22 protein-coding genes, 1 tRNA gene and 2 pseudogenes are annotated in these 24,040 nt (G+C 52.6%); 11 read left to right on the plus strand and 14 right to left on the minus strand.

Annotated features, from left to right (window positions below; genetic code table 11):
- Positions 1-18: 18 nt before the first annotated feature.
- Both MIH19_RS22540 and MIH19_RS11150 read right to left on the minus strand, forming a co-directional pair.
- On the minus strand, positions 19-372 hold the full coding sequence (locus MIH19_RS22540) for a glutathione S-transferase C-terminal domain-containing protein (RefSeq protein ID WP_349292900.1): 354 nt from the start codon (positions 370-372) through the stop codon (positions 19-21).
- Positions 330-668, minus strand: coding sequence for a glutathione S-transferase N-terminal domain-containing protein (locus tag MIH19_RS11150; RefSeq protein ID WP_349292901.1), 339 nt, complete (start codon positions 666-668; stop codon positions 330-332). The genes MIH19_RS22540 and MIH19_RS11150 overlap by 43 nt, the downstream gene beginning before the upstream one ends.
- 195 nt (positions 669-863) lie before the next feature.
- On the opposite strand from MIH19_RS11150, the gene MIH19_RS11155 reads away from it, so the two are divergent.
- Positions 864-1,103 carry a Txe/YoeB family addiction module toxin gene (locus tag MIH19_RS11155; RefSeq protein ID WP_249008989.1) on the plus strand — a complete coding sequence of 80 codons (240 nt, stop codon included), beginning with the start codon at positions 864-866 and terminating at the stop codon, positions 1,101-1,103.
- A gap of 1,081 nt (positions 1,104-2,184) precedes the next feature.
- Here the strand turns inward: MIH19_RS11155 and MIH19_RS11160 are convergent.
- Complete coding sequence (locus tag MIH19_RS11160) at positions 2,185-3,363, minus strand: MFS transporter (protein ID WP_249008918.1); 1,179 nt, start codon at positions 3,361-3,363, stop codon at positions 2,185-2,187.
- 282 nt (positions 3,364-3,645) lie between these two features.
- Here MIH19_RS11160 and MIH19_RS11165 point away from each other — a divergent pair, with 282 nt between their 5' ends.
- Positions 3,646-3,915, plus strand: coding sequence for a transcriptional regulator (locus tag MIH19_RS11165; protein ID WP_249008919.1), 270 nt, complete (start codon positions 3,646-3,648; stop codon positions 3,913-3,915).
- Between the two features lie 197 nt (positions 3,916-4,112).
- Here MIH19_RS11165 and MIH19_RS11170 read toward each other — a convergent pair whose 3' ends face one another.
- The gene (locus tag MIH19_RS11170; RefSeq protein ID WP_249008920.1) at positions 4,113-4,520 is read right to left on the minus strand and encodes an MAPEG family protein; all 408 of its coding nucleotides are present in this window, start codon (positions 4,518-4,520) and stop codon (positions 4,113-4,115) included.
- 252 nt (positions 4,521-4,772) lie between these two features.
- Positions 4,773-4,910 carry a hypothetical protein gene (locus tag MIH19_RS11175; protein WP_249009085.1) on the minus strand — a complete coding sequence of 46 codons (138 nt, stop codon included), beginning with the start codon at positions 4,908-4,910 and terminating at the stop codon, positions 4,773-4,775.
- Between the two features lie 101 nt (positions 4,911-5,011).
- Between MIH19_RS11175 and MIH19_RS11180 the strand changes: the two genes are divergently transcribed.
- Entirely contained in the window at positions 5,012-5,428 is a 417-nt protein-coding gene (locus tag MIH19_RS11180; RefSeq protein ID WP_249008921.1) for a hypothetical protein, read from the plus strand.
- 77 nt (positions 5,429-5,505) lie between these two features.
- On the opposite strand, the gene MIH19_RS11185 is transcribed toward MIH19_RS11180, so the two are convergent.
- On the minus strand, positions 5,506-6,537 hold the full coding sequence (locus tag MIH19_RS11185) for a low specificity L-threonine aldolase (RefSeq protein ID WP_249008922.1): 1,032 nt from the start codon (positions 6,535-6,537) through the stop codon (positions 5,506-5,508).
- Between the two features lie 154 nt (positions 6,538-6,691).
- Positions 6,692-6,916: pseudogene (locus tag MIH19_RS11190) on the minus strand (transposase domain-containing protein); the annotation flags it as partial.
- A gap of 180 nt (positions 6,917-7,096) precedes the next feature.
- Here MIH19_RS11190 and MIH19_RS11195 point away from each other — a divergent pair.
- From MIH19_RS11195 to MIH19_RS11205, 3 genes are read left to right on the plus strand one after another with little or no spacing between them, the layout of a single operon-like run.
- A complete protein-coding gene (locus MIH19_RS11195; RefSeq protein ID WP_249005994.1) occupies positions 7,097-8,359 on the plus strand; it encodes a site-specific integrase in 1,263 nt (420 codons plus the stop codon).
- On the plus strand, positions 8,356-9,300 hold the full coding sequence (locus tag MIH19_RS11200; protein WP_249005995.1) for a tyrosine-type recombinase/integrase: 945 nt from the start codon (positions 8,356-8,358) through the stop codon (positions 9,298-9,300). Before MIH19_RS11195 ends, MIH19_RS11200 begins: the two co-directional genes overlap by 4 nt.
- Entirely contained in the window at positions 9,297-10,304 is a 1,008-nt protein-coding gene (locus MIH19_RS11205) for a tyrosine-type recombinase/integrase (RefSeq protein ID WP_249005996.1), read from the plus strand. The genes MIH19_RS11200 and MIH19_RS11205 overlap by 4 nt, the downstream gene beginning before the upstream one ends.
- 150 nt (positions 10,305-10,454) lie before the next feature.
- Here the strand turns inward: MIH19_RS11205 and MIH19_RS11210 are convergent.
- The 6 genes and pseudogenes from MIH19_RS11210 to MIH19_RS11235 form a co-directional block, all read right to left on the minus strand.
- A pseudogene (locus MIH19_RS11210) lies at positions 10,455-11,519 on the minus strand (IS66 family transposase); the annotation flags it as partial.
- 126 nt (positions 11,520-11,645) lie between these two features.
- Positions 11,646-12,518, minus strand: coding sequence for an RES family NAD+ phosphorylase (locus MIH19_RS11215; RefSeq protein ID WP_249004965.1), 873 nt, complete (start codon positions 12,516-12,518; stop codon positions 11,646-11,648).
- Positions 12,519-12,667: 149 nt separating this feature from the next.
- The gene (locus MIH19_RS11220) at positions 12,668-13,612 is read right to left on the minus strand and encodes a sce7725 family protein (RefSeq protein ID WP_249004966.1); all 945 of its coding nucleotides are present in this window, start codon (positions 13,610-13,612) and stop codon (positions 12,668-12,670) included.
- Between the two features lie 2 nt (positions 13,613-13,614).
- On the minus strand, positions 13,615-14,514 hold the full coding sequence (locus MIH19_RS11225) for a sce7726 family protein (RefSeq protein ID WP_249004967.1): 900 nt from the start codon (positions 14,512-14,514) through the stop codon (positions 13,615-13,617).
- Positions 14,515-14,703: 189 nt separating this feature from the next.
- A tRNA-Leu gene (locus MIH19_RS11230) sits at positions 14,704-14,790 on the minus strand.
- Positions 14,791-14,865: 75 nt separating this feature from the next.
- Entirely contained in the window at positions 14,866-15,498 is a 633-nt protein-coding gene (locus MIH19_RS11235) for a class I SAM-dependent methyltransferase (protein WP_249004968.1), read from the minus strand.
- A gap of 233 nt (positions 15,499-15,731) precedes the next feature.
- Here MIH19_RS11235 and MIH19_RS11240 point away from each other — a divergent pair, with 233 nt between their 5' ends.
- From MIH19_RS11240 to MIH19_RS11260, 5 genes are read left to right on the plus strand one after another with little or no spacing between them, the layout of a single operon-like run.
- Positions 15,732-17,159 (plus strand): cytochrome ubiquinol oxidase subunit I, encoded by a 1,428-nt coding sequence (locus MIH19_RS11240; RefSeq protein WP_249004969.1) that lies wholly within the window; start codon positions 15,732-15,734, stop codon positions 17,157-17,159.
- Between the two features lie 2 nt (positions 17,160-17,161).
- The gene (gene cydB, locus MIH19_RS11245) at positions 17,162-18,163 is read left to right on the plus strand and encodes a cytochrome d ubiquinol oxidase subunit II (RefSeq protein ID WP_249004970.1); all 1,002 of its coding nucleotides are present in this window, start codon (positions 17,162-17,164) and stop codon (positions 18,161-18,163) included.
- Positions 18,164-19,918, plus strand: a complete 1,755-nt coding sequence (gene cydD, locus MIH19_RS11250; RefSeq protein ID WP_249004971.1) for a thiol reductant ABC exporter subunit CydD — start codon at positions 18,164-18,166, stop codon at positions 19,916-19,918.
- On the plus strand, positions 19,911-21,548 hold the full coding sequence (gene cydC / locus MIH19_RS11255) for a thiol reductant ABC exporter subunit CydC (protein ID WP_249004972.1): 1,638 nt from the start codon (positions 19,911-19,913) through the stop codon (positions 21,546-21,548). The genes cydD and cydC overlap by 8 nt, the downstream gene beginning before the upstream one ends.
- Before the next feature lie 28 nt (positions 21,549-21,576).
- On the plus strand, positions 21,577-22,734 hold the full coding sequence (locus MIH19_RS11260; RefSeq protein ID WP_249004973.1) for an iron-containing alcohol dehydrogenase: 1,158 nt from the start codon (positions 21,577-21,579) through the stop codon (positions 22,732-22,734).
- Positions 22,735-22,766: 32 nt separating this feature from the next.
- Here the strand turns inward: MIH19_RS11260 and MIH19_RS11265 are convergent, their stop codons facing one another.
- Positions 22,767-24,008: a saccharopine dehydrogenase NADP-binding domain-containing protein gene (locus MIH19_RS11265; RefSeq protein ID WP_249004974.1), complete on the minus strand. Its 1,242-nt coding sequence runs from the start codon at positions 24,006-24,008 to the stop codon at positions 22,767-22,769.
- Positions 24,009-24,040 lie beyond the last annotated feature (32 nt).

Consider the following 24,040-nt stretch of genomic DNA (forward strand, 5'->3'; position numbering starts at 1 on the left):
TCGCCGTGCCTGTGATTTTTATATTCCTACCTCGGCCACGTCTATGGTTTCAGGCTCAGCGTGAGCTTGCCTAATCCACGCCCCCATTTGTTCATGGTCGAGAATGAAGTGCATGTATTCTGCAGACGCAGTCGAAACATTGATCCCGTAGGTTTTAAATCGCGACGCAACCGGAGCGAACATGCAATCCGCAATAGAGAACTCACCGAACAACCACGGACCAACACTCGAATAGGTTTCTCGGTACTGTGACCAGATTTGATCTATCCGAGCCACCTCCCGTTCAAGAGTTGCATTGAGAGGGACTTTGCGCCCGACCGCGCGGCAATTCATTGGCAATTGGCCTCGAATCTCCGGGAAGCCCGAGTGCATTTCAGCACTGCAGGATCTTGCGTCTGCTCGTGCACGAACAGAGCTCGGCCATCCACCGCCATCCAGATACTGCTCTGAAATGTATTCGCAAATTGCAGCGAATCACATACGGTCAGATCACCGTCCTTAAGCACAGGGACTTTCCCTGCATCAGTGTGCTGGGCAATAGCGGTGTAAGTATCGTCCTGGTCCAGTGGAATCCGCACTTCCTTAAAAGCTAGACCGTGAACCGACAAAAACAGCCATGGCCTTAACGACCATGACGAGTAATTTTTATTCCCTATTACGAGCTCCAAAGTTCACTCGTTGAAATATAACGCCCGGCTCACACGCCGGTCTGAAGCCGCGGAACGGCGTAAAATCGGTCGTTGTGCAGCTGATTGTTAAATCTTTATGTGTACGGTATCCCGTACAATAACAGTATTCCGTACAGGAGCTATCTTATGGATGCAATTAGCTACACAGCTGCAAGAACCAATTTAGCAAAAACCATGGATAAGGTCTGTGAAGACTATCTGTACTGGCAAAAAACCGACAAAAAGGCGCTTAACCGAATCAGCAAGTTGATTAAGGAAACCAAGCGCGAACCGTTCGAAGGTATTGGTAAACCAGAGCCCCTAAAGCATAGTCTGACTGGCTACTGGTCTCGCCGAATCAATAAAGAAGATCACATGGTCTACAAGGTCACGGATGACGCTCTACTTACCGTTCAGTTCCGGTATCATTACTGATTTAACGCCTGCAATAAACGGCGCGAGAAACGAGCGCCCGGCGACCGTAAAGAGTGTACTTAAAAAACTTTTTAGCGTTTTATTTACTCAACTCTACGCTGTTTGAGAATTTTTTATATTTCATTTACTGCATTTTGCTCTTCAATTTGAAGTGCATTCGGCTCAACGGTTGCCTCAAATGATTGGCATGCTAGAAAAGCTGAAACATCGCCCGTTAATATGGTTATCAGATCTGCTTTCCATTGTACATCGCCCAAATCGCAGCAGCGAATGCCAATAAAACAGTTAATGCGTAAAAAGGTTTTAGTCTTTGGCTTTTATTTTTTGTTCGATTTTATAATTTTCAGCCCTAAAGCGACGGCTCCTTTGATTTCTATTGGAGTTCGCTTGAATATTTTATTTTTATCTAAGGCATCTTCTTCAGTGATGCCTTCTTGAATCAAGTAACAAACCACATTTAGCTTAATGGAAACGGCTCCCTGTCGGCTGCCTAACACCTAAGCATTTAATGGCCGTCGCAGCATGACTTTTGAATGTCTGTTGGACTAAGCCCCAGGAACAGAGCCATCGGGCTGCGTATAAGGATAAAGTAATTTTCGGGCAGGAGCCGGAACGGTAGGTCTGGTGCCAGATGCGAATCAATACCGGCCGGTTTTGGTCTCAGTAAATCCGTCACGAGGCGGTTCCTTGTTGTGATTTTCCTCAGACTACCTCTCAGATACTACTTTTTCCAGCCTTCGACCGCAGAGAAGCCCGGTTCACAACGAACTGTCAGTTTTCACCCACCGGATCAAGACGAACGGAATCTCTAGCCCGTCGGCACCGCTGCGCATTTGAACCGTGGGATCTGACGAATCATGCGTACAAGACCATCCTCACAGCGCGGGCATGGCCAGCAACGTTGAGACTCCAGGCCCATCTTGACGTCTTGTGGCTGGGGTGGCTGCGATAGGCAGTGCCGAATGACAGCCCGTTTTGTTGGTCATGTGTGCCTGTCTATTGTCGGTCAAGGTTTCAGGGCGCCGTTGGAAGTCTTTATGGATCTGCTCGAGCGAACCCAGAGCGCCCCGACCGGGGTTCATTAACCGAGTGTTGCACTTGGAGTTGGAGGCTGCCCTCGTTGAAGATTCTTAAAAACAAACACACCTCCCAGCGTCGCGGCGATGGCGAGAGCAGTGGTAAATACAGTGCTGCCCGTTTCAAGGCCAGCGGCATCGATAAAATATCCCGTAGCAACTGGTAGCAAGCCTGCTGGGACATAGCCGCCGATATTGAGTACTGAATTGGCTTCAGCCCGATGGTTATCAGGCACATGGATTGCAATCAGCATCAACCCGCCGAGCTGTCCTAGGCCTTGTCCCGCTCCAGCCAGCAACGCCGCCACGATGAGCAGCACTACTAGCGAGGCGTGAATAGCGATCGTAAGGCTAACCATCGCCAGAATTGTCGAGATCGATCCTAGCAGTAAGATCGTGCGAATGTGCAAACGGCTAACACTGAATTGCACACCCGTTGCAGCCAGGAACATCGCGCAAGCCATACCTCCGGCGATCAACGGGCTACGAACTTCCAACAACTCTGTTAACACTGATGGCCCAAGCGAAAGCACGAACGATGTAGCCGTAATACCCGGGGCAAAAACCACGATGCCCAATATAAGGTGGCGACGGTTTGGCTTTGGCACCGTAGGCAGGTGAAGTTTTGTATGAGGATGACTGCCCCCCCTGACACGTCTAAATCCCTCATGGCCTGGAAGCGTGGTGGCAACTATTAAGGCGCTGACCAGTATAATCAATTCAATGGAGAAGATGGGAATTACGGGCTGCGGAAGAATCTGTGCCATAGCTCCACCCAGCAACGGCCCAAGACCTGCACCGAACACCATGGCGACTGATGCCGCCAGGGTCGCACGCCGCTTGCGCTCAGATCCGCCCGTGTCGACGACTGCCGCCATGCCAGCTGAGACGATGACGCCAACGGCAATACCAGTTAGCAGTCGTGCAATACCCAACATGACGATGGATGAGGCGGTCGCGAAGAGAACGCACGCCACGATGGCTGCAAGCAGGCCAGGAATGAGTATAGGTTTACGGCCCAGCCGGTCGGAAAGTTGCCCTGCGACCAGCAGAGTAACCAACAAACCGGCGATGTAGGCGGCGAAAATCACTGTCAAAGTCCCGGCAGAAAAACCAAGCTGCTGTTGCCAATGCACATACAGCGGGGTGGGAGAATTCGAGAGCATAAAAACGGCTGTCACCATCCAGGCAGCCGCCCACATCCGCCAGGGCGATGGTTGTGATAGCTGGGTATCGCTGCAGGCAGAAGGCGGTAGGACGGTAGCAGGCGACGTGTCGAGGGTAGGCATGGCATTTCCTTATACGAGTTTTATCGTACAGTAGCACAAGTTCGACAAAACTCGTACATGTGCTATTATCCGCCTGTGAATATTCCCCGTACCCCAGCTTGCGACCCCGAGTTGCCATCCGACTTACCGAAGCCGCTACCTGAACCGGCAATCAGTTTACTTCGTCTTGAGAAGGTCATGGGAGCACTCGCAGATCCGTTGCGGTTGACCATCGTCCACAAGCTCATGCTCGAATCGGTGGCCTATGATCATCCCTGCGGGTGGTTCGGTTTAGATCGTCCTAAGTCTTCGCTGACCCATCACTTCAAGGCTTTACGTGAAGCTGGCTTGATCCGCCAGCGACAGTACGGGCTGGAGCGCCGCAGCCGGCTGAGGACAGAAGACCTCAATGCACGCTTCCCCGGCTTACTGGAATTAGTGGCGCATTGGAAATCGTCGCACTTATAAAGAATTTCTATAAATAACTGCTGCTTAAAATGGGAGGATTACCTTGTGTTCGGGGGAAAACTCCCAGGCCCATTCGCTACCGCGAAGCGGTTTAGTTCAATGCCCAATTAACGGGCAAAATAATGTTGGCTGAAATGTTGAACGAAGTGAAAACAGCCAACTTTATTTTGTCCCTGTTTAATTTATTGTTATTTTTTTTAGCTGATAATTATCACCAACTGCACCCACATGACTAGTACAATGCTACTTGATAATAAAAATGCTAAAAACCTATGAATTGGATTGTTATATGTAACATGAATAACTGAGTGAATTATACGAAAGGCAACAAAAGCCCAAGCAAAACCTAGCATTAGTTGGTTGTTAATATCTAAAGTTAGCAGGATAATACCAACCGCATAAAACAAAATTGGAACTTCAAGTAAATTGGAAAAATTACGACCTAGTTTAACTATGTTATCGGGTGGAGTATATCCAGCGAATAACTTAAAATACCTGCGATCCACTAATCCTTTTTTCGCACTAATTAAGCGAGATATTCCCGTACTAAATCCAATAACAAATGTAAGAACTACAAGTGCAAACATTGGGTAAATAATTTCCATTTATTGATAAACTCCTTTAGTTGAATAAAAACATAACGCCAAAATCAACCGGCGCCCCACTTGGGCGTCCGCCAGATCGTTAACGAATTTGGATGGCTGATTACAAAGCAATTGCACCCGTTTACCGCCAACATTCTACCGAAACTGATGCTTGATGACCTCAAAGTGCCGTACATAACGTCCGCCATCATTGATGACAAAGCCGCAGTGACGCGCAGATTTTGTCATCAATGATGGCCTGGTTATGTGAGTTTAGTCGACAACGAACAGCTTGGCTCCCTGCTCCGTCGATGAACGGTGAAGCTCTGCATTGTCTGCGACCTGATAGCTCGAACCAGGGCTGAGTACAAAGCGGCGACCGGGAGCTATAACGCGATGCTGGGCAAGCATTTAGACGACACTTGACGCCATCAGGCGGGGTCTATAAGTTTAGAACTTATCCGCCGGGTGCAACCCAACTCCGCTGGCCTCTATAGAAAAAGGAATACGAAATGGCTACACGCCTCTCTGGCTTATTCGCCGCAGGATGCCTCGGTGGCCTCGCCACCGTACTCACGCTCTGGCTGTTCGGAATGCTGGGAATTTCCGCGGCGTTGGGTGTTGCACTCGCGCCCCCGCTCACACCGTCTATGATCTATTCATTTATGATATGGGGCGGCATCTGGGGGTTTGCGTTCCTGTTGCCCCTCGGTAGCATGAACATGTTCGCGCGCGGGTTGCTGTTGAGTCTTGGGCCCACCATCGTGCAATGTCTGATAGTGTTCCCGATGAAATTGGGCGTCGGTGTTCTGGGTCAGGACCTAGGCACCCTGACACCGTTACTGGTACTGATCTTCAACGCAGTTTGGGGACTCGTGGCGGCCTGGTGGCTGATACGGCAGGAAGCCGGAGTGATGAACACCGTCTAAGGCCTTTCGGGACAGGAGCGTCCCGCGCTTCACATGGAAGGGTGAAAGCACCCTTGCCGGTGAGGAGCGGGGCGGATTTATAACACCAGTGCGCGCAAGTCCGCCAGGAACTTGTCCACCTGGGCCTCGGTGGTGGACCAGGAACACACCAGACGGGAGCAGCCACCAATAAAATTATAGAACCGCCAACCCTTTGCACGGAGCGCAGCCTGGACCAATTCCGGCAACTCCACGAACACACCGTTCACCTGGCGCGGGTAGCGCAACTCAATACCCGGCAACCCCGCGAGCCCATCGGCTAATCTTTTTGCACAGGCATTGGCATGGCGGGCGTTGTCCAGCCAGACATTGCCCTCCAGCAAACCGCACCAGGGCGCAGAGATAAAGCGCATTTTCGACGCCAGCTGTCCGGCTTGCTTGCACCGCCACTCGAAATCTTCCGCCAGTTTCCGATTGAAGAACACAACCGCTTCACCCAGCGCCAGGCCGTTCTTGGTGCCGGAGAAACACAGCACATCGACGCCCACCTTCCAAGTAATCTCCGAAGGATGTATGTCCAGCGCCGCCACCGCGTTGGCAAAGCGGGCGCCATCCATATGAATACTGAGCTTATGGCGGTCGGCCACTGCCCGGATGGCACGCAGTTCTTCGGGCGTGTAAACGGTACCCAGCTCCGTCGCCTGGGTGAGGCTCAGGGCTTTGGGTTTGGGAAAGTGGATGTCGCTGCGCTTGGTCACCAGCTGCTCGATGCTTGCTGGCGTCAGCTTGCCGTCGGGCCCATGCCCTAGCAACAGCTTGGCACCATTGGACGCATACTCCGGCCCACCGCACTCGTCGGTCTCGATGTGCGCCATCTCATGGCAGATCACACTGTGGAACGACTGGCCGATAGAGGCCAGCGCCAGCGAATTGGCGGCGGTGCCGTTGAAGACGAAGAAGACATCGCAGTCGGTATCGAAAAGCTCGCGCAGGCCATCAGAAGCCCGCTGGGTCCAGACGTCCTCACCATAGGCTGGCTCGTCCGACCGGTTGGCCTCGGCCATGGCGGCCCAGGCCTGCGGGCAAATACCACTGTAATTGTCGCTGGCAAACTGCTCAGACTGAGACACAAATGCGCTCCTGGAATCGTGGTCCGGTTAGCGGACAGCCCTTTACGTTACACGATTCTGGCCATTACGCCAGTAACGCCAACGCCTGAAGCGCTAACCAAGCAATCTAATGATGTGCTACACAGTAAGCGCCAATAAATCGACCCACTTGCCTTCAGTCGATCTGCGGCACTTTTTTTGAAGTCCGCTCCAGATCTACACCCCACGGCAGCAATGCTTCCAGCTTTTCCAGCGTGTCTGCTTCGGCAATGCGGTCCAGCACATATTGGATATACGCCGAGGGCTCCAGACGGTTTGCCTTAGCGGTCTCGACCAGGGAATAGCAGGTTGCACTGGCACGGGCGCCCCGTGAAGTATCTGCGAACAGCCAAGCCTTTCGGTTATGGTCACGTTTCCATAATCGCAATTATCCGTGGTTCTCGATTATGGAAGGTTGCCTAAGACAAATCCCACCAAGTCGCTATTTTTCAGCGCTATAAACGGCTCACTGCGCTGACTTGCCATACATAATTCTCGGTGCTTTCTTTGTAGCTCTCTACCATCACGAAGGAGAGTTGCCATGCTTGATTCTGCATATTCGAAGCATGTACAGAGAACGAGTGAGTGGTTCGCCGGTACAGTACTTGGTTCCAGTGAGGATCCTTACGTTAAATACCTTGCCGAGCGCGGTTATGCTTCTGGCACCATCGAGGGATATTCCAGAAGTGTCGCGCATTTTGCTCACTGGTCCAGAGGACAAGATGTCCATCTCTCAGACATGGGCGAAGCGTTAGTTAAACGCTTCATTGACGAACACCTGCTGGTGTGTCGATGCGCAACTCGGTGCCGACGTGCGCGTAAGGAAGTCCGCGCCGCACTCGGGCATTTACTTAAGATGCTCAGAAGCAATGGTCAATGCAGACCAAAAATATCTGTAGTTCCTGCTCCTATCGCAGCGCAACTAGAGGATTTCGAACAGCATCTTGCCGATGTGAGAGGTCTGGCTCCGACCACCCGTTTGGCCCGGGCACGCCATCTGCGCGATTTTCTCATCGATAGTTTTGGCGCTGGGCCAGTGCAACTGAGCTTACTTGGGCCGGCGGATGTGATCCGCTTCTTCGCCCACTACACAGCAGCATGGGCACCCGCGTCGATTAGTACAGCCACTTCGTCGCTAAAAACTTACTTTGCCTTCAGAGCAAGTCAAGGAGAGCAGACGGCAGCGTTGATTGCCAGCCTTCCTCAAGTCGCACAATGGCGTCTTTCTGGATTACCGCAGGTACTCTCCACCAAGGAGGTGGAGCAATTTCTCAATGCCTTTGATCGCCGCCATGCAACGGGCAAGCGCGATTATGCGATAGCCCGTTGCCTTCTCGATCTGGGCTTGCGTCGAACGGAAGTGGCTCGCCTGCAGCTTGACGATGTGGATTGGCGAGCAGGAACGCTTTATATCCACGGTAAAGGTAGGCGCATCGATATCCTCCCGCTACCAGACGCAACCGGCCGAGCGATCGCACAATATTTGCAGGATGGTCGGCCACAAACGACTCGCCGTGAGCTGTTTGTTCGACATCGCCCACCACTCAACGCCCCGGCCGATCCGGATATCATACGCAATGCCATACGTAATGCAGCGCAACGCTGCGGTCTTGGACACCGCATTCGAGGCACGCACATCTTGCGGCACACACTGGCCGGTCGACTGGTGCACAGCGGCGCCAGATTCAAAGAAATCGCCGACCTGTTGCGCCATCGCAGCCTCGACACCACGACAATCTACGCCAAAGTCGATATTCAGGCGCTAGCACAGGTGGCCCTGCCGTGGCCTGGGAGGAAGTCATGAACACGCCAGAAACATTTGCCCCCACGGTAGAGGCATACCTGAATTACCGGCGGCAGGCAGGGTTTTTACTGAAGATTGAGGGTGAGCAGCTAGAGCGTTTCGCGCGCTTTTCCGAACGCATCGGCCATCAGGGTCCACTGACAATTAAGCTGTCTGAGCAGTGGGCCTGCGCTTCACGCCAGCACAAACGGATCACTGCCGCCCGGCGTATCGAAGTGTTGCGTCCCTTTGCTCGATACTGCCTACAGTTTAATCCTGCGACCGAGATTCCACCCCGTGGGCTCTTCGGGCGTGCTCATCGTCGGCTGACACCGCATATTTATACGGACGCCGAAATCTGCGCGTTGTTGGAAGCCTGCGCCTCTCTGCCCCCGTCGGGTGGTTTACGGGGTGCCAGTTGCGCCACGATCTTCGGACTTATCGCCTCAACAGGTTTGCGGATCTCTGAAGCTACCGGGTTACAGCGCCCGGATGTAGATCTCGAGCACGGATTGCTGCATATCCGGAATGCCAAGTTCGGTAAGTCACGCTGGGTGCCATTGCATTCCACCACGACAAACGCGTTGCAAGATTACGAACGTCTGCGCGATAACCATCCTCTCGCCGCCAATACCAAGGCGTTCTTTGTATTTGATTATGGCCGGTCCGCGTCGATCTCTAGTGTGGAATATGCCTTCAAGTTATTACGACAACAATTGAAGTGGCGTTCTCGTGGTGATCATCCTGCGCCACGCATCCATGACCTTCGGCACTCGTTTGTCTGCCATAACCTTGAGCGCTGGTATGCGCAAAACATCGATATCGAACACCACATTCTAGCGTTATCTACCTACCTCGGACACGCTAAGATCACCGATACCTACTGGTACCTGACGGCGACACCCGAGTTGCTGGCCAAGGCGGCCTTGCGTCCCGAACTTTACCAGGGAGAGCTATTATGAGCGCGCCAGCACCGTTAAGTTTTCCATGTCTATTACAGCGGTTTTTCGTACAGCGGCTGATGCAGCAACAGCAGGCAAGCCCGTGTACCGTTGCGGCCTATCGTGACAGCTTCCGATTACTACTTGAATTCGCCCATCGGCGGCTAGGGAAACAACCCAGCGACCTGGTGCTTGATGATTTGAACGCGGGTCTTATTTTGGATTTTCTCCAGTACCTCGAGGTGGAGCGCCATAACTGTGTTCGTAGCCGTAACGCACGCTTCGCCGCGATCCGGTCCTTCATGGCGTACGTTGCTTACCAAGAACCTTCAGCTCTTGCCATTGCGCAATCAGTGCTGGCAATCCCGATGAAGCGCTTCGAGCACCCGTTGGTCGGATTCCTCTCACGCGAGCATATGCAAGCCATTATCGCGGCACCGGATCAAAACACCTGGACGGGACAACGTGATCGAGTAATGTTCGCCACGCTCTACAATACCGGAGCCCGTGTATCCGAGCTGACTGGGATGCTGGTGGGTGATCTGGTTCTTGACCCCAGTGCTTCCTCCATTCACATCCGCGGCAAGGGACGCAAAGAGCGCGCGGTGCCATTGTGGCCAAATACGGCCGCACAGCTCAAACGCTGGCTGCGAGAATCCCCACGCTCCTTCGAGCAACCGCTTTTTCCGAATAGATCCGGCGGCCATTTGACACGCATTGGCTTGACCGAGCGATTGAAACTAGCGGTTAAATGCGCCGCCAGACAATATCCTGAACTAGCAAAGCGACGGGTATTTCCGCACCTGATTCGGCATTCCATCGCCATGCATATGTTGCAGGCTGGGGTTGATATAACCGTCATTGCGCTGTGGCTCGGTCATGAAAATCTATCCACCACTCATCAGTACATCGAAGCTGATCTTGCGATGAAAGAACGAGCGTTAAAGAGCCTGCAAGCGCTTCCCCTCGCCCCATTACGATACCGGCCATCGGATAGCGTCCTGCGGTTCTTACAGAGCTTGTGATTATGCATGGTTAACAGGGACATTAAACCGTAAGGAGATATAGGATAGATGTTGTTTTGTTTGGTTATTATCGAACAAAACAGCATCCATTCTGGCATATCGTCCATGTCTCTAGGCGCAACCTTCCATAATCGAGAACCACGGATAATTTCGACCTAGAGCGAACGGACGGATAGCGTTTTCGGCCAGCACGTTGCTGATCTGTAGGTCGCCTCGTTCGCAGTAACCGATCAGGGTAGGCCATTGGTTCAGCGTATAATCCATGGCCTTGCGAGTCATAGTGCCTTTTGCGACCTTGCCAGCATTAGCCTCCAGCCAGATCTTAAGGGCTTCCAGCCTGGGAACGCTCAGCTCCTGACGAATGCGGTAACGCTCATTGTCACTCAGCTCTTTGATCTGGCGCTCGATGGCGTAGAGTTTGTTGATGTGGCTTAGAGCCACGTCGGCCTTGGAGACCTTTGTGGGTTTGCCTTTACCTTGAGGTTTGGACCCTTTGATAGCTTCCACGAACTTACGTCTCGCGTGGTCCCAGCAACCAATTCGAGTGATGTTGTTGTCTCGGCACACTTTGCCATAGCCAGAGTAACCGTCGGCTTGCAGAATACCCTTAAAGTCGTCGAGCAGACGCACCGGCACTTTGCCCGCCCGTGATGGGTCGTATTCAAACAGAACCGACGGTTGCCCTGGCGGGCCACCGCGGGTGACCCACATCCACTTATCAGACTGCGCCGTTTTGCCGTCTTCTTTCAGAACGTACATTCGGGATTCATCGGCTTGCAGGTAGTCACTGCTGTTTTGCACTTCGCGCATCAGATTGATGAGCGGTTTGAACACGTCATCCAGGCGGATAACCCAGTGTGCCATGCTGGTGCGGCTGATCTCATGGCCCAGGCGTTTGAGCATGTGCTCCAGACGATACAGAGGCAGGCCATCGGCGTATTTTGAGGTAATGATGTAAGCCAGCAAAGACGTGGTGGCCGTGCACTTGCCCAGCGGATGAACCGGACGGGTGGCTGCCAGGATACGCTCTTCACCATCTTGCTCGAACACGGCTTTTTCCTGCCAGTATTCCAGAACTTTGAGTTGGGCCGGGATGAACTGAAGCTCTTCTTTAACCTTGGTGAAGAAGGTCTTGCTGGCGCCGACCTTCTCTTCGTCGCTGAGGGTCAGTTCGATGCGCTCACGCAGCAGTGTATCCGAGAAGCCACGCTGGCGACGTTTACGGGAGGCCGGTGGTGCACTTATTCTATGAAACCAGGGTAAAAAACGTTTATCGAAGCGGCGGAAAAAGCCGACCGCCTTGAAGTTCTGTCAATAACTGTTCGGACAGCTAATTGGAGCTCACTGAGGCTCCGCCTCCACAGAAACTTTCGAAACGTTGTATTCGCAAACCTGTCGACACGACGTCATCATGGGGTTGAAAAGAGCTATATTCATACCATCACTAACAGAGCTGCGATAAACAACGCCGTCAAAACCACATTTCTTAGCGAATTCACAGAGAAATTGGCTAGGGATGTAATCGATTGCCGCTGCCTTAGGGAGTACAGGGCGGGTCAACTCCTCACCGAGACGCTCAAGGAACATTACATCACCTCTTAAGGTCGCCACATCACTTTCGTCGTCAAGAATGAATGGCGAGACTGTCTTTTTGGGCTCTCTCAGATCTACAAGCTTCAATCCCTCAGGGATAAGAAACTCACCTACTGAAATTTTTTCCCCTGTGTGTGGCCTAATCTCAGATATCGCAGTTAGGACTGTTGAAGCAAGGTACAGATAAGGTATGCCCGCGGGATTAGCGCGGCCATGAGTGGACGAAATCTCTGGAGGGGCACCCATCTCGCTTTTCTCATAAGGTCTAGCTGACTGAATTCTAGCTCTGTAAAACAGCTTGTCAGATGTGAGTTCATCGAATATTAAGTGGGGGAAAAGCTCTCTGAGGCGCTCAAGATCCAAACCCATTTCAGGAAAAAATCGATTTCTGTGTTTGAGCTCTTCTCTCAAACCATCCCACTCCTCTAGGCTATTGGTATGGCAACTCCTTAGAGGCGAGAATGGTTTTCTAACAATGTCGCCATCATCCAATATTTCGGAAAGTAAATCCTTAGCGTGTGCTTTTTCCATTTGAGGTAGGTCAAAAATTGCCCAGTCCTCTTTAAGCCACTCAACAAGGAGCTTTCCCTCCGGATCTGGTGAATAAATACTGAGAAGCAACTCAAAGCGCTCCCGCAGAGCGACCGGTTTAACGAGCTGAACATGATGTGCCTTGCAAAATGAGCAAGTACCTTCGTTTTCTGATATCGAGGGTATTACTTCACGCTTGATATACCGATCACCTATGCAGTTCCCACAACAGAAACGCATTATTGCTCCCGTTTTGCGAAGATTGCCATCGTTTCAAGATGATGTTTCATGGAGAGTTTTTTTGCAGTGCCTAGACCAGGAAAATGTTTTTTTTCATGTAAGCGGATAAACTCTTTAACCGCATCAGTCTTCCAGATTTTTGTATTTGGCTCGTTTACTGCATCAATTAACTTATTGAGAGCTTCTAAGAATTTTCCAGCAGGGTCTGTCGGCGAATCTTGCCTTATTGACTTAAAATGATGGACGTACATGATACTGTCTTCATCTTCATCAATATACGTTAAGTGTATGGCGACCGCATAGGCTGGGCCACCGCCCTCCGAATAGTCATCCCCAACTATAAGAAAATCGCCAAAACCATCCACTCCCTCTTCCGTATAGGTAAGGTGTAGGTCTGAGAACTCTTCCACTTCGGGGTGCTTGCTGTTTGTGCGTTTTTTAAAGCCATCTCGAATCAGTACACGATCATATTTTTTGAAATTTCGACGATAGATCTTTCCGCAATTATTTTCGATGAAAATCTGCCGAGCATCCAACTCATTTTCTGACAACCACGCTGAGAGGTCCTTTGGTCTTTTAAAACCGCTATGTATAAAGGAAATCCTCTTTGCCGAGAAAAGCTTGTAAAGGCGGGCAACTTCTTCAATTGAGGTGGTCTCAAGCAAAAGAATCCCAATCGTAATGTAAGGGGAGTCATTAACATCTTCTGCAATAAAATCCTGCAAATTATCATGCTGATGGGCATGATCACCGTACCGGGGGTTCGCTATCAGAATGCACTCGGCTTTTGCCTCATCTAATGAAGCCAAGCACCTATTCAAACTGCTGAGCGATTCTTTAACAGGTTCGATAATGGGAATAAAGCCAGACCCCACCAGCACATCAGTGGTTTCTCTGATAGTGAGCAGGTCATACTGTTTGCCTCGGAAAAAAGGAAAATACATGCTTAAATCCATTTTTTAGCAGTTTCAATTGGCAGGCCTAAAGTCTCCAGCACCCTTGACCTATCCTTTATTCTCAGGGGCGTAGTAAGCGCATTAACCTTCAAAGAGCTGGGAAGCCCTGAAATAAAATCCTTCAAGTAGCTTTGTGAACGTGAGATTTTCAGTACCTTAACAGATGCCTCATGTACAATTTTACCAGGCAAACTATCAAAAATTTTCGCCAGTTCTGTATATAGCTGGGTATTGGGAACACTTGGAGTTCTGATGCCAAGCTCAATTAAAACTTCAGATGCTTCTCTCAGTGAAAGCGAATTAAAGAGAGCAGATGACAGTATGTTATTTGAGTTATCTTGCCCTTCGCGTACTACGGAAATTTGATTACGCTTGGTTAAACAATGAATGCCAACTATTTCAGGTAAAAGGTTCTCGGCGTCTGCAATGTGCTTTGCAGCAAGAACAACATTCACTCTACCGAAAACTTGTAAATAATCAGAAATTTGACCCGATAACCTACAAAGTTTATCCCGCTCAGACTTAACCTCATATACCGTCGTAGTACCATTAACTACTACGATATCAGCTTTTGAAGATCCTGCTCTATACTCGGAAAGTAGAGCTGCAGTATTCAGATTGTGAATACCAAGAATCGTCTTTTTCGCCAAAGCAGCCTTGTATACATACTCGGATCTGTTTCCCTGCTTCAGCCTTAAAAAGGCATATTCAAACAAATCGCCGATACTGCCGCACCCAACCTGATCAAATAAAGTGCACTGACGAGCCAGTCTAGAAAGGGCTGGCGACCTTCCCTTGGCTGCCAGCTCTTTATAGATTGACGGAGAGAAGATTCTCGCTAATGCGACATCTCTAACCGCTTGGCGTTGTGTCGTTTTTACTTGGTTCATAAAGGCTCAAGTTAATTTGTTCTTGGACCGAGTATAGTTAAAAATCAATGAAAACCAATAGCTACTTAAGACGAGAGAAATTACCAAGTCATGTAGATGGTCGATGCCAGGCGCTTGAAGTCAACTGTCTACATGAAGAAAAAGAACTTGCTTTGCTAACAGGAATATACAGTAACCTATTGAAAAATATGGTGCTCCGAGCCGGAATCGAACCGGCACGACCGTGAGGTCGAGAGATTTTAAGTCTCTTGTGTCTACCTATTCCACCATCGGAGCATTTCGAGGGGATGTTTTTGAGCGAGGAATTGTATAAGGCCACGTTCGCTAACGCAATTCGGATTGGCTTCTAATTTAAAAGATCTGTTTTGAGTGCACCGCAACACCCCGATAAATGTAGCCGGCAATGCGCGGCGCATTTGCTAGATAGAAGGTGTCTAGCTCAACGATTTCAAAGTCTGCGCTGCGGATCAGGTCGGCAATGGGTCGGTTCAGGTGGCAGCCGCCGCCAATGCGCTTCCAGGCCGGCGTTATTCGGTGTTGCCAGCGCTGAACCTTGGCATCCGGTGATTCGCCGTGCTCAAGAAACAGCAGCTTGCCATCGGCTCGCAGTACTCTTTTCATCTGGATCAGTGCTTTTTCCCAGCCGGCGATGCTGCACAGAGTAAACGTCAGCACCACTGTGTCTATGCTGGCGTCTGCAAGCGGAATTTCCTCGCCCGGCAAATCCAGCCACTCTAGGGGCACTGGTGACCGGTTGGCATTTTCGATGGCTTTGTGACGCATACCCGCCGACGGCTCCAGCCCGTATACTTGTGTAACGTCGCCGGGCTTATAAAGCGCCAGGTTGATGCCCGAACCCATTCCCACTTCCAGCACAACACCTTTGGCCCTGGGCACCAGGCTCTGGCGCAACGCCATCAGGTCGTTACTGGCGCACACTTTGGCAACCAGGTGCGGCAGTATTTTTTCTTGGTAAAATCCCATTCGTAACACGCTCGTAAGTTGTTAATTTATCTCGCTAAGCTATAGTTTTTGTAAGTCGCAACCTCAGGCTCTTAATGTATGTCAAGAGTGCGACAATCTGTCCGAGGCGCGCGGCTGTATAAGATAGTAGGATGCAATCTTCTGCTGGTAATAACAACACGAAAGATACCAAAGGCAGCCGCCGCCAAGAGCATAAGCTTCTTGGTTCTGTGTGAGAAGTTACCGGAGGTTCTATGGAACTCGATCCCGTCTTGTTGTCGCGAATACAGTTCGCGTTCGTGGTGTCATTCCACGCTATTTTCCCAGTATTCACTGTGGGTCTTGCTTCTTATATTGCTGTGCTGGAAGGCCTGGCCTTTAAAACTGGCAATCAATCATGGGTTCGCCTGTCCTCGTTCTGGACCAAAGTTTTTGCCGTGGTTTTTGGCATGGGCGTGGTCTCCGGGATCGTTATGTCGTTTCAGTTTGGTACAAACTGGAGCAACTTTTCCCAAGCGACTGCCAATTTTCTAGGACCAATGCTGAGTTATGAAGTCATAACAGCGTTCTTCCTGGAAGCTGCATTTTTGGGCATTTTGCTGTTTGGCCGTAACAAGGTCCCGCGCGGTGTGCATTTGTTTGCGGCCATTATGGTGGCAACCGGAACGTTCATATCGACCTTCTGGATTCTGTCGGCCAACAGCTGGATGCACACACCGGCAGGCGCGGAACTTCGTGACGGCGTTTTTTACGTCACGTCGTGGAGCGAAGCGATTTTCAACCCGTCTTTCCCCTATCGCTTTGCCCACATGGTGTTGGCATCGTTCCTGACCGGCGGATTTGTTGTGGCCGGCGTGAGCGCCTGGTATCTGCTTAACGGCCGCGAAGTGGAAGCCAACCGGAAAGCACTGTCTATGTGCCTTTGGCTGCTGTTGATAGTGGCGCCGACTCAGGCGGTGGTTGGTGATTTTCACGGTTTGAATACGCTTGAACACCAGCCCATGAAAGTGGCCGCTATGGAAGGCCACTGGGAAACCGGGACCAACGTTCCTCTGTTGCTGTTTGCTATGCCAGATCAGGAAAACCAGACCAACCATTTTGAAATTGGTATCCCTGGCCTGGCGTCCTTAGTGCTCACTCACGACTGGAATGGCGAAATCCTGGGCTTGAACGAAGTTGCTGTCGAAGAACAGCCACCGGTTGCGATTGTGTTCTGGTCTTTCCGCGTTATGGTGGCCCTTGGTTTGCTGATGATTCTGTTTGCCCTGACAGGTTTAGTCCTGCGCCGTGGCGACAAATTTTGGCGCACCAAGTGGTTCCTGCAGGGTCTGCGCGTCATGAGTATTACGCCGTTTATTGCGGTATTGGCAGGTTGGTTTGTGACCGAAATTGGGCGTTCACCGTGGCTGGTCTATGGCATGCTCGATTACTCGGCGGCCATTACACCGTCACTCACCGGCGGCATGGCGCTGTTCACCCTGATTGGTTATGTGGTGGTGTATTCGATGGTGTTCTCGGCCGGTGTTTACTATCTGATGAGGGTTTTGTTTGAGGGTCTTGAGGCGGACTATGAAGAGCCTGAGTCACAAACCGAACGGCCGAAGCGTCCCTTGTCTGCGGCACACACTAAATTTGAAATTGGTAAAACCAATGGGCAACCAGCTGGCCAGGGAGGACATTAATTATGGGAATGATTGATCTAGCATTAGTCTGGGCGTTCATTATTGGTTTCGGCATAATTATGTATGTGATGATGGACGGCTTCGATCTGGGCGTGGGGATTCTGTTCCCCTTCGCGCCCTCGGAGCAAGATCGCGACACCATGATGAATTCGGTGGCTCCGGTTTGGGACGGTAATGAAACCTGGCTAGTGCTTGGCGGCGCCGGGCTGCTTGCCGCATTCCCTCTGGTTTACTCCATATTGCTGCCCGCTCTGTACATCGGGGTGTTCCTGATGCTGGCGGGGCTTATTTTTCGCGGCATTGCGTTCGAGTTCCGTTTTAAGGCGCGCACCTCGCGCTATTTGTGGAACTGGGCGTTCGCCGGCGGCTCAACCGTGGCAGCGTTTGCACAGGGTGTGGTGGTTGGCAGTTACATTCAGGGCTATGAAACCGCCAATCGGGTTTACGTTGGTGGCGCGCTGGATTGGTTAACTCCGTTTACCGTAATGACGGGCCTTGGCTTAATTGCCGGCTATGCGCTTTTGGGCTCCACCTGGCTAATCATGAAAACCGAAGGCCGGCTGCAGGAATGGGCGTATAAGATCAGCCTGCCTCTGCTTACAGCGGTTTTAGTGGTGTTCGGCATTATTGGTGTGTGGACGCCCTTCGTTGACGACATGGTACGTGACCGCTGGTTCGACAACCTGAGCATAATCTGGGTGTTGCCGGTTCTGACCTTGCTGTTTGCCTTTCAGATTTTCCGTTCCGTGCGCAACCGGCTCGAGGGCATGCCGTTCGTCGCGACCATCGGACTTTTCATCACGACGTATTTTGGGCTGATTGTTAGCCGCTGGCCCTACGTGATACCGCCCAACTACACCCTGTGGGACGCAGCATCGGCGTACAATTCACAACTGTTCCTGTTAATAGGTCTGCTGATTGTGATTCCCTTTGTACTGGTGTACACCGCTTGGACCTACTGGGTATTCCGCGGCAAAGTGCGCGCCGGCGAGGGATACCACTAGGTGGCTGAGCCCGAAGCGCGAAACGCCAAGGCCATGAATAACGGTGGTACCGGCGATTTATCGGCGGTACCACCGGGTTCAGAGGTAAAGCAATGGTTAAAAGGCTTAGCCAAAGCACACAACAAAGGCGTTAACGGCACGGCGGTGGCAGGTTTGCTTGCAGGCCTTGCCACCATCGTACAGATGACCTTGTTGGCCACGATTATTCACCAGGGTTTGGTGGAAAAAGTCGACTTGGCTGCACTAACACCCTATTTTTTGGGCTTGTTGGCCACGTTAGGGATTCGGGCGCTGGCCCAAGGTTGGCAAACCACTCTGGCGTCACGTTGCAGCCAACAGGTGCGCCATCAGGTGCGTCAGCAACTTAACGATTGCTGGGAAGCTTCCGGTCCGGTGAACCTGAACCAGTCCTCTGCTGGCACGCACAGCCGCGAATGGCTTGACCACGTGGATGCCCTGCACGGCTACTTCGCACGTTTTCTTCCGCAAATGCTGATTGCCACCCTGCTACCGCTAATGATTCTGGCGTTTGTCTTCTGGCTAGATTGGCTGGCGGGACTTTTCTTACTGTTTGCAGCGCCACTGATTCCGTTGTTCATGGCTTTGGTGGGTATGGGCGCTGAATCATTGAACCAACAGCACTTTCAAACCGTCAGTCGCCTGTCTGGCCAGTTTCTGGATAAGGTACGCGGGCTGACCACTTTGCAACTGTTTCAGCAAACCGGCCCTGCGGCCGAGGTTCTGCAACAGCGCTCGGACCAATACCGGTTTATTACCATGAAAACCCTGCGGTTGGCGTTTTTGTCGTCAGCCGTGCTGGAGTTCTTTTCGTCTGTGGCCATCGCCGTTGTGGCCATGTATGTGGGCTTCGGCCTGCTGGGCTCCATCGCCTTTGGCCCGGCACCGGATTTAACGCTGTTTTCCGGTTTGCTGGTGTTACTGCTGGCTCCAGAGTTTTTTCAACCCTTACGCACGCTGTCACAGCACTATCACGATCGTGCATCCGCCCTGGGTGCCGGCGCTGAAATCCTTAGTCGGCTTAACTCGTCCGGCACGATTGGCTCGCGGGTTCGCCCTACCCCCTCGCAGGACAGCATCGGGATAATGGTTCACGATGTCAGCTTTGGCTTTGGCAAAAACAAGCTGTTGTTTGACCGGGTGTCGTTCAGCGTCGGCCGCGGGCAAGCACTTGCGCTAACGGGGCCCTCTGGAGGGGGTAAAAGCACCTTACTGAATATGATAGCGGGATTTATTGCCCCACAAAGCGGTGCCATTACCATTTTTGACAAGGCCCCCGGCCAGCAAGCGTTTGGCTGGTTAGGGCAAAAAGGCTTTTTGGTTGACGGCACCTGGGCCGACAACCTGCGTTTAACCGCACCACAGGCCAGCGATAGCGATGTAGCAGCAGCGCTGGAACAGGTTGGCCTGGGGCCCTTGCTTGCCCTGCGTTCGGATGGCATTCACAGCAAAGTAATGGAGGATGGCCAGGGCCTGTCGGGTGGGCAGTCACGGCGCCTGAGCCTGGCGCGCATTCTGGTGGCAGATTATGACCTAATCTTACTGGATGAGCCCACCGCAGCGCTGGATGCCGACAGCGAACAACACATTGTGCAAACGCTGTCCAAATTGAAGCAGCAAGGCAAAACTCTGGTATTTTCCAGCCATCACACGGCGTTGCTCACACTGGCTGATCGGGTGCTGCAGGTGGTGGATGGCAGGTTACAGGCCGCGCCTGAAGGAGGTCACGATGATTAATGCCCTGCGCCCTTGGTTGCGGCTGATTTTTCACCGTCGTAACCGCTTGCTGATCGGTGCTTTGCTGATTTTGCTAACGCTGCTTGCAGGTATTGCTTTGTTGGCGGTGTCTGGCTGGTTTATTACCAAAACCGCTTTGGTTGGCCTGTTGATCGCCATGGGAGTTCAGGCCACGATTGAGCTGTATATGCCCGGCTCGGCCATTCGCCTGTTTGCGGTTTCGCGTACGGTATTCCGCTACCTGGAACGAATTTACAATCACGAAACCGTGCTACGACTGTTGGCCGACATTCGGGTAACCCTGTTTAAACGCCTGGCACTCGTGCCCCGCAGCCAGCGCTCCCCAATGACAGGCGCACAATGGCTGTCACGCTTGCTCACCGATGTGGACGCGCTGGATACTCTTTATCTGCGCCTACTTGCCCCTGCGGCCCTAGCGGCCCTGGTAAGTGTTGGGGTTATTATCTTGTCCGCCGCGATTTTTAGTGTGCAAACCGGCGCGTTGGTAGCTGCCTGCCTGGGCCTTTCCTTTGTGCTGGCAACGGGCGCTGTCTACATGCGCACCCATAGCTTGGCTCAGGCCCAAAGTGAGCGCCAGGACACGCTACGAAGCCAGCTGGTTCAGCACATTGAAGGTTACGCAGAGCTTACCGCCGCTGGCCGTGCCCGTAACCACAGCGCCTTGCTGATGCAGCAGGCCGAGCAGTTAACCAGCGAGCAATGCATTATCGAAACTCGGGCTGGCTGGCACCTTGCCGGCTCAAGCCTGTTGATAAACCTGGCAGTAGTGGTGGCTCTGTGGATGGGTTTTAGCCTGTACCAGCAGCAAATGCTGTCTGGCCCGGTGCTGGTCTTACTGCCCATCGCTTTATTAGGATTGGGCGAGGTGTATGGTATGTTGCCCGACGCATTTTCCCGCCTTGGCGGCACTGTGGCATCTGCCCGGCGCCTGAACCGCGATACAGCAGAAAGCGCCGAGCACCGCAATGTCACCTTGGCGAAGACGACTGGCTTGGAAGCGCTTGAAAACGGCGATTTTGCGGTCGCGGTTTATGATCTGCAGCTGCGCCACGGCAACAGTCAGCCTTTGCTGGCCAGCTCTCTCAGCTTCAAACTCAAGCCCGGGGAGTGGCTAGGCTTTACCGGCCGGTCAGGTAGCGGAAAATCGTCCCTGGCAGACGCTCTGAGCGGGCTGATAAAGCCATCAGGCGGCAGCGTTAGCAGCCTTCCGGTTGCTTACCTGACTCAGCAAACCTATCTGTTTGACGACACCTTGAGAATGAACCTGCAAATGGCCAACCCGCAGGCCAGCGATGCCGATCTATGGCAAGTGCTGGATCTCGTCGAGATGGGAGACCGCTTTGCCGATGAGCCAGCCCAGCTGGATACTTGGCTGGGCAGTGGCGGCAATGTGCTGTCTGGCGGCGAAGCCCGTCGCATCGCATTAGCGCGAGTGCTGCTAAGTCCTGCGACCGTGTTCGTGTTGGACGAACCATTCACCGGTGTCGACAACGCCCTGCGTGACCGCATACGCTGTCGCTTAGCACAACGATTGGTGGGCCGTACGGTGATCAGCCTGGCTCACAGTACGGATGCACTGGCCGGTGGCGCTGCTACAATTGCGCTTTAATATAAATACAAAAATTTCGGGAATTACTATGTCCTCGCAAATAATACTTCCACGCATCCTGCAGGTTGGCGCCGGCGCTAGCGAAGAATTACCCAATGTACTTGCCAGCCTGAATTGCAGCCGACCGCTGATTATTACCGATAAGATGATGGTCGAACTGGGCTATGCAGACTCGCTCAAGGCGCGCCTTCTGAAGCATTCGATCGGTGCTGACGTGTTCAGCGATACCGTCCCGGAACCCACAGTGGGCTCTATTCAGGCAGGCGTTGAGCAGGTTCGCAACGGCGATTACGATTGTATTGTCGCTCTTGGCGGTGGCAGCCCGATTGACAGTGCCAAAGCGATTTCGATATTGGCCCGCTTCGGTGGGGTGATGAGCGATTACAAATTTCCGCGCATCGTCAATGAAAGCGGAATTCCGGTGATTGCGGTGCCAACCACCGCCGGTACAGGTTCGGAAGCCACCCGCTTTACCATCATCACGGATGAAACCAGTGATGAAAAAATGCTCTGTGTGGGCATTGGCTTTATGCCGGTCGCGGCGCTGGTGGACTACAACCTGACCCTCACCGTACCTGCCCGAACCACCGCAGATACCGGCATAGACGCCCTGACTCACGCGATGGAGGCTTACGTCAGTCAGAAAGCGAATCCGTACAGCGACTCCCAGGCGCTGGCCGCCATGCGCTTGCTGGGGCCAAACTTGCGTACCAGCTATAAAGACGGAGCCAACAAGCCAGCCCGTGAGGCCATGATGCTGGGTTCAACCCTGGCGGGTATCGCATTTTCCGCTGCGTCCGTGGCGTTGGTGCATGGCATGAGCCGCCCTATTGGCGCTGCGTTTCATGTGCCGCACGGTTTGTCGAACGCCATGCTGTTGCCGGCCGTTACCGAGTTCTCCATCCCCTCAGCGCCCGAACGCTACGCGGACTGCGCTCGGGCAATGGGCGTTGCTGACGAGGCCGACAACACCAACAGCGCCAATCAGAAACTGCTGAAAGAACTCTATGCGCTGAATGAAGAGCTTCAGGTACCCACCCCTGGCGGCTTTGGTATTGATCGCGCCAAATTCTTTGAGTTAATACCAACAATGGCTCAACAGGCTCTTGCGTCAGGGTCCCCCGGCAACAATCCGCGAGTGCCAACGGCACAGCAGATTGCCGAGCTTTACGAGAAACTCTGGTAAGCCGGCAACATGCCGTTGACTGGAGCCCCGTTTTAGCGGGTTTCCAGCACGTCAAAGCTCAAACCGGCACGGCTGGTCAAGCGCTCCAGCAACGGCTGGCCTAGCAACGATGCAGGGGTCCAGAAACCACCGTCCCGGTTTTTCGGAATATCGAATGCCAGGCAGCTTGCTGCTTCGCCAAGCATGCGACTAGTAGCACCGTAACCCGGGTCGCGATCACCTTTAACCCGGGCAATGATCGTGCGCCCGTCAGCCGTTTTTCCGACAAATCGGATGTCAAAAAAACCCGCTTTCTGGGCATCCGGGCTGGGACCCTCGCCTGGCTGCGGCACGAATTTTTCAATAGCCCAGCGCGTGGGTTTCACCGCAGAACCCATAAAAAACCCTGCCAATGCTGCAGTGATACCGTAGGCAACCAACCGGCCCTTCACACCGCGGCCGGTCATAACCGCTTCGTCGTAAGTAAATTCCTGGCCGTAGCGGGTATCTTGCAGAGCGTTGGAACGGTGAATGACACGGGTGTTGATAGCGCCCATCACAAACGGTGCCAGCCAGCTGTTCAGGGTTTTATCAAACTGCGGGCCTTTCAGCGAAGGCTGGCGGGTTTTTGAACGGTGGCCCGCTGGGCTGATGGAGAACGGATTCGCCATAGAGCGACGCAGCTCAGGATCGGCGGCCATTTCTTTGGCGATATTAATCATTGATGCGACTGTGCCGCCGGAGAGTGTTCCCTTGGCCGCTTTCACTCGCATACGGACATCCTGGCACACGCTGCCAAAAGCGCTCTGTGCCTGTTGCTGAAGGAACCAGACACCCATATCTGAAGGTATAGAGTCGAAACCGCAGCAATGAACGATGCGTGCGCCGGATTCTTTCGCTCCCGCTTCATAGCGCGACACCATTTTACCAATCCATTGTACCTCGCCGGTAAGGTCACAGTAGTCTGTACCGGTTTCAACGCAGGCTTTGATCAATGCTTCGCCGTAAAGTGCGTAAGGGCCAACCGTAGAAATAATAACCCGGGTGCGCATGCACAGTGCCTGCAGTGCCGGCTCGTCGGTGGCATCGGCGACCAATAGAGGCAAATCGGCAGCGCCTGACCCTAGCTTGCTTCTGAGTGCTTCAAGCTTTGACTGGGAGCGGCCGGCTATGGCCCAGGAAACATCGCCGCCCACGCCATGGGTGTCGTACAAATACTGGGTCAGAATCTGACCGACAAAACTGGTGGCGCCGAACACCAACAGATCGTAAGGGGGCTTTTTGCTTGCACTCATCACTTTTCCTGCCTGCGTTTTCAATGGTATTT

It is taken from the genome of Marinobacter sp. M1C (genome assembly GCF_023314135.1).
Taxonomy (GTDB): Bacteria; Pseudomonadota; Gammaproteobacteria; order Pseudomonadales; family Oleiphilaceae; genus Marinobacter.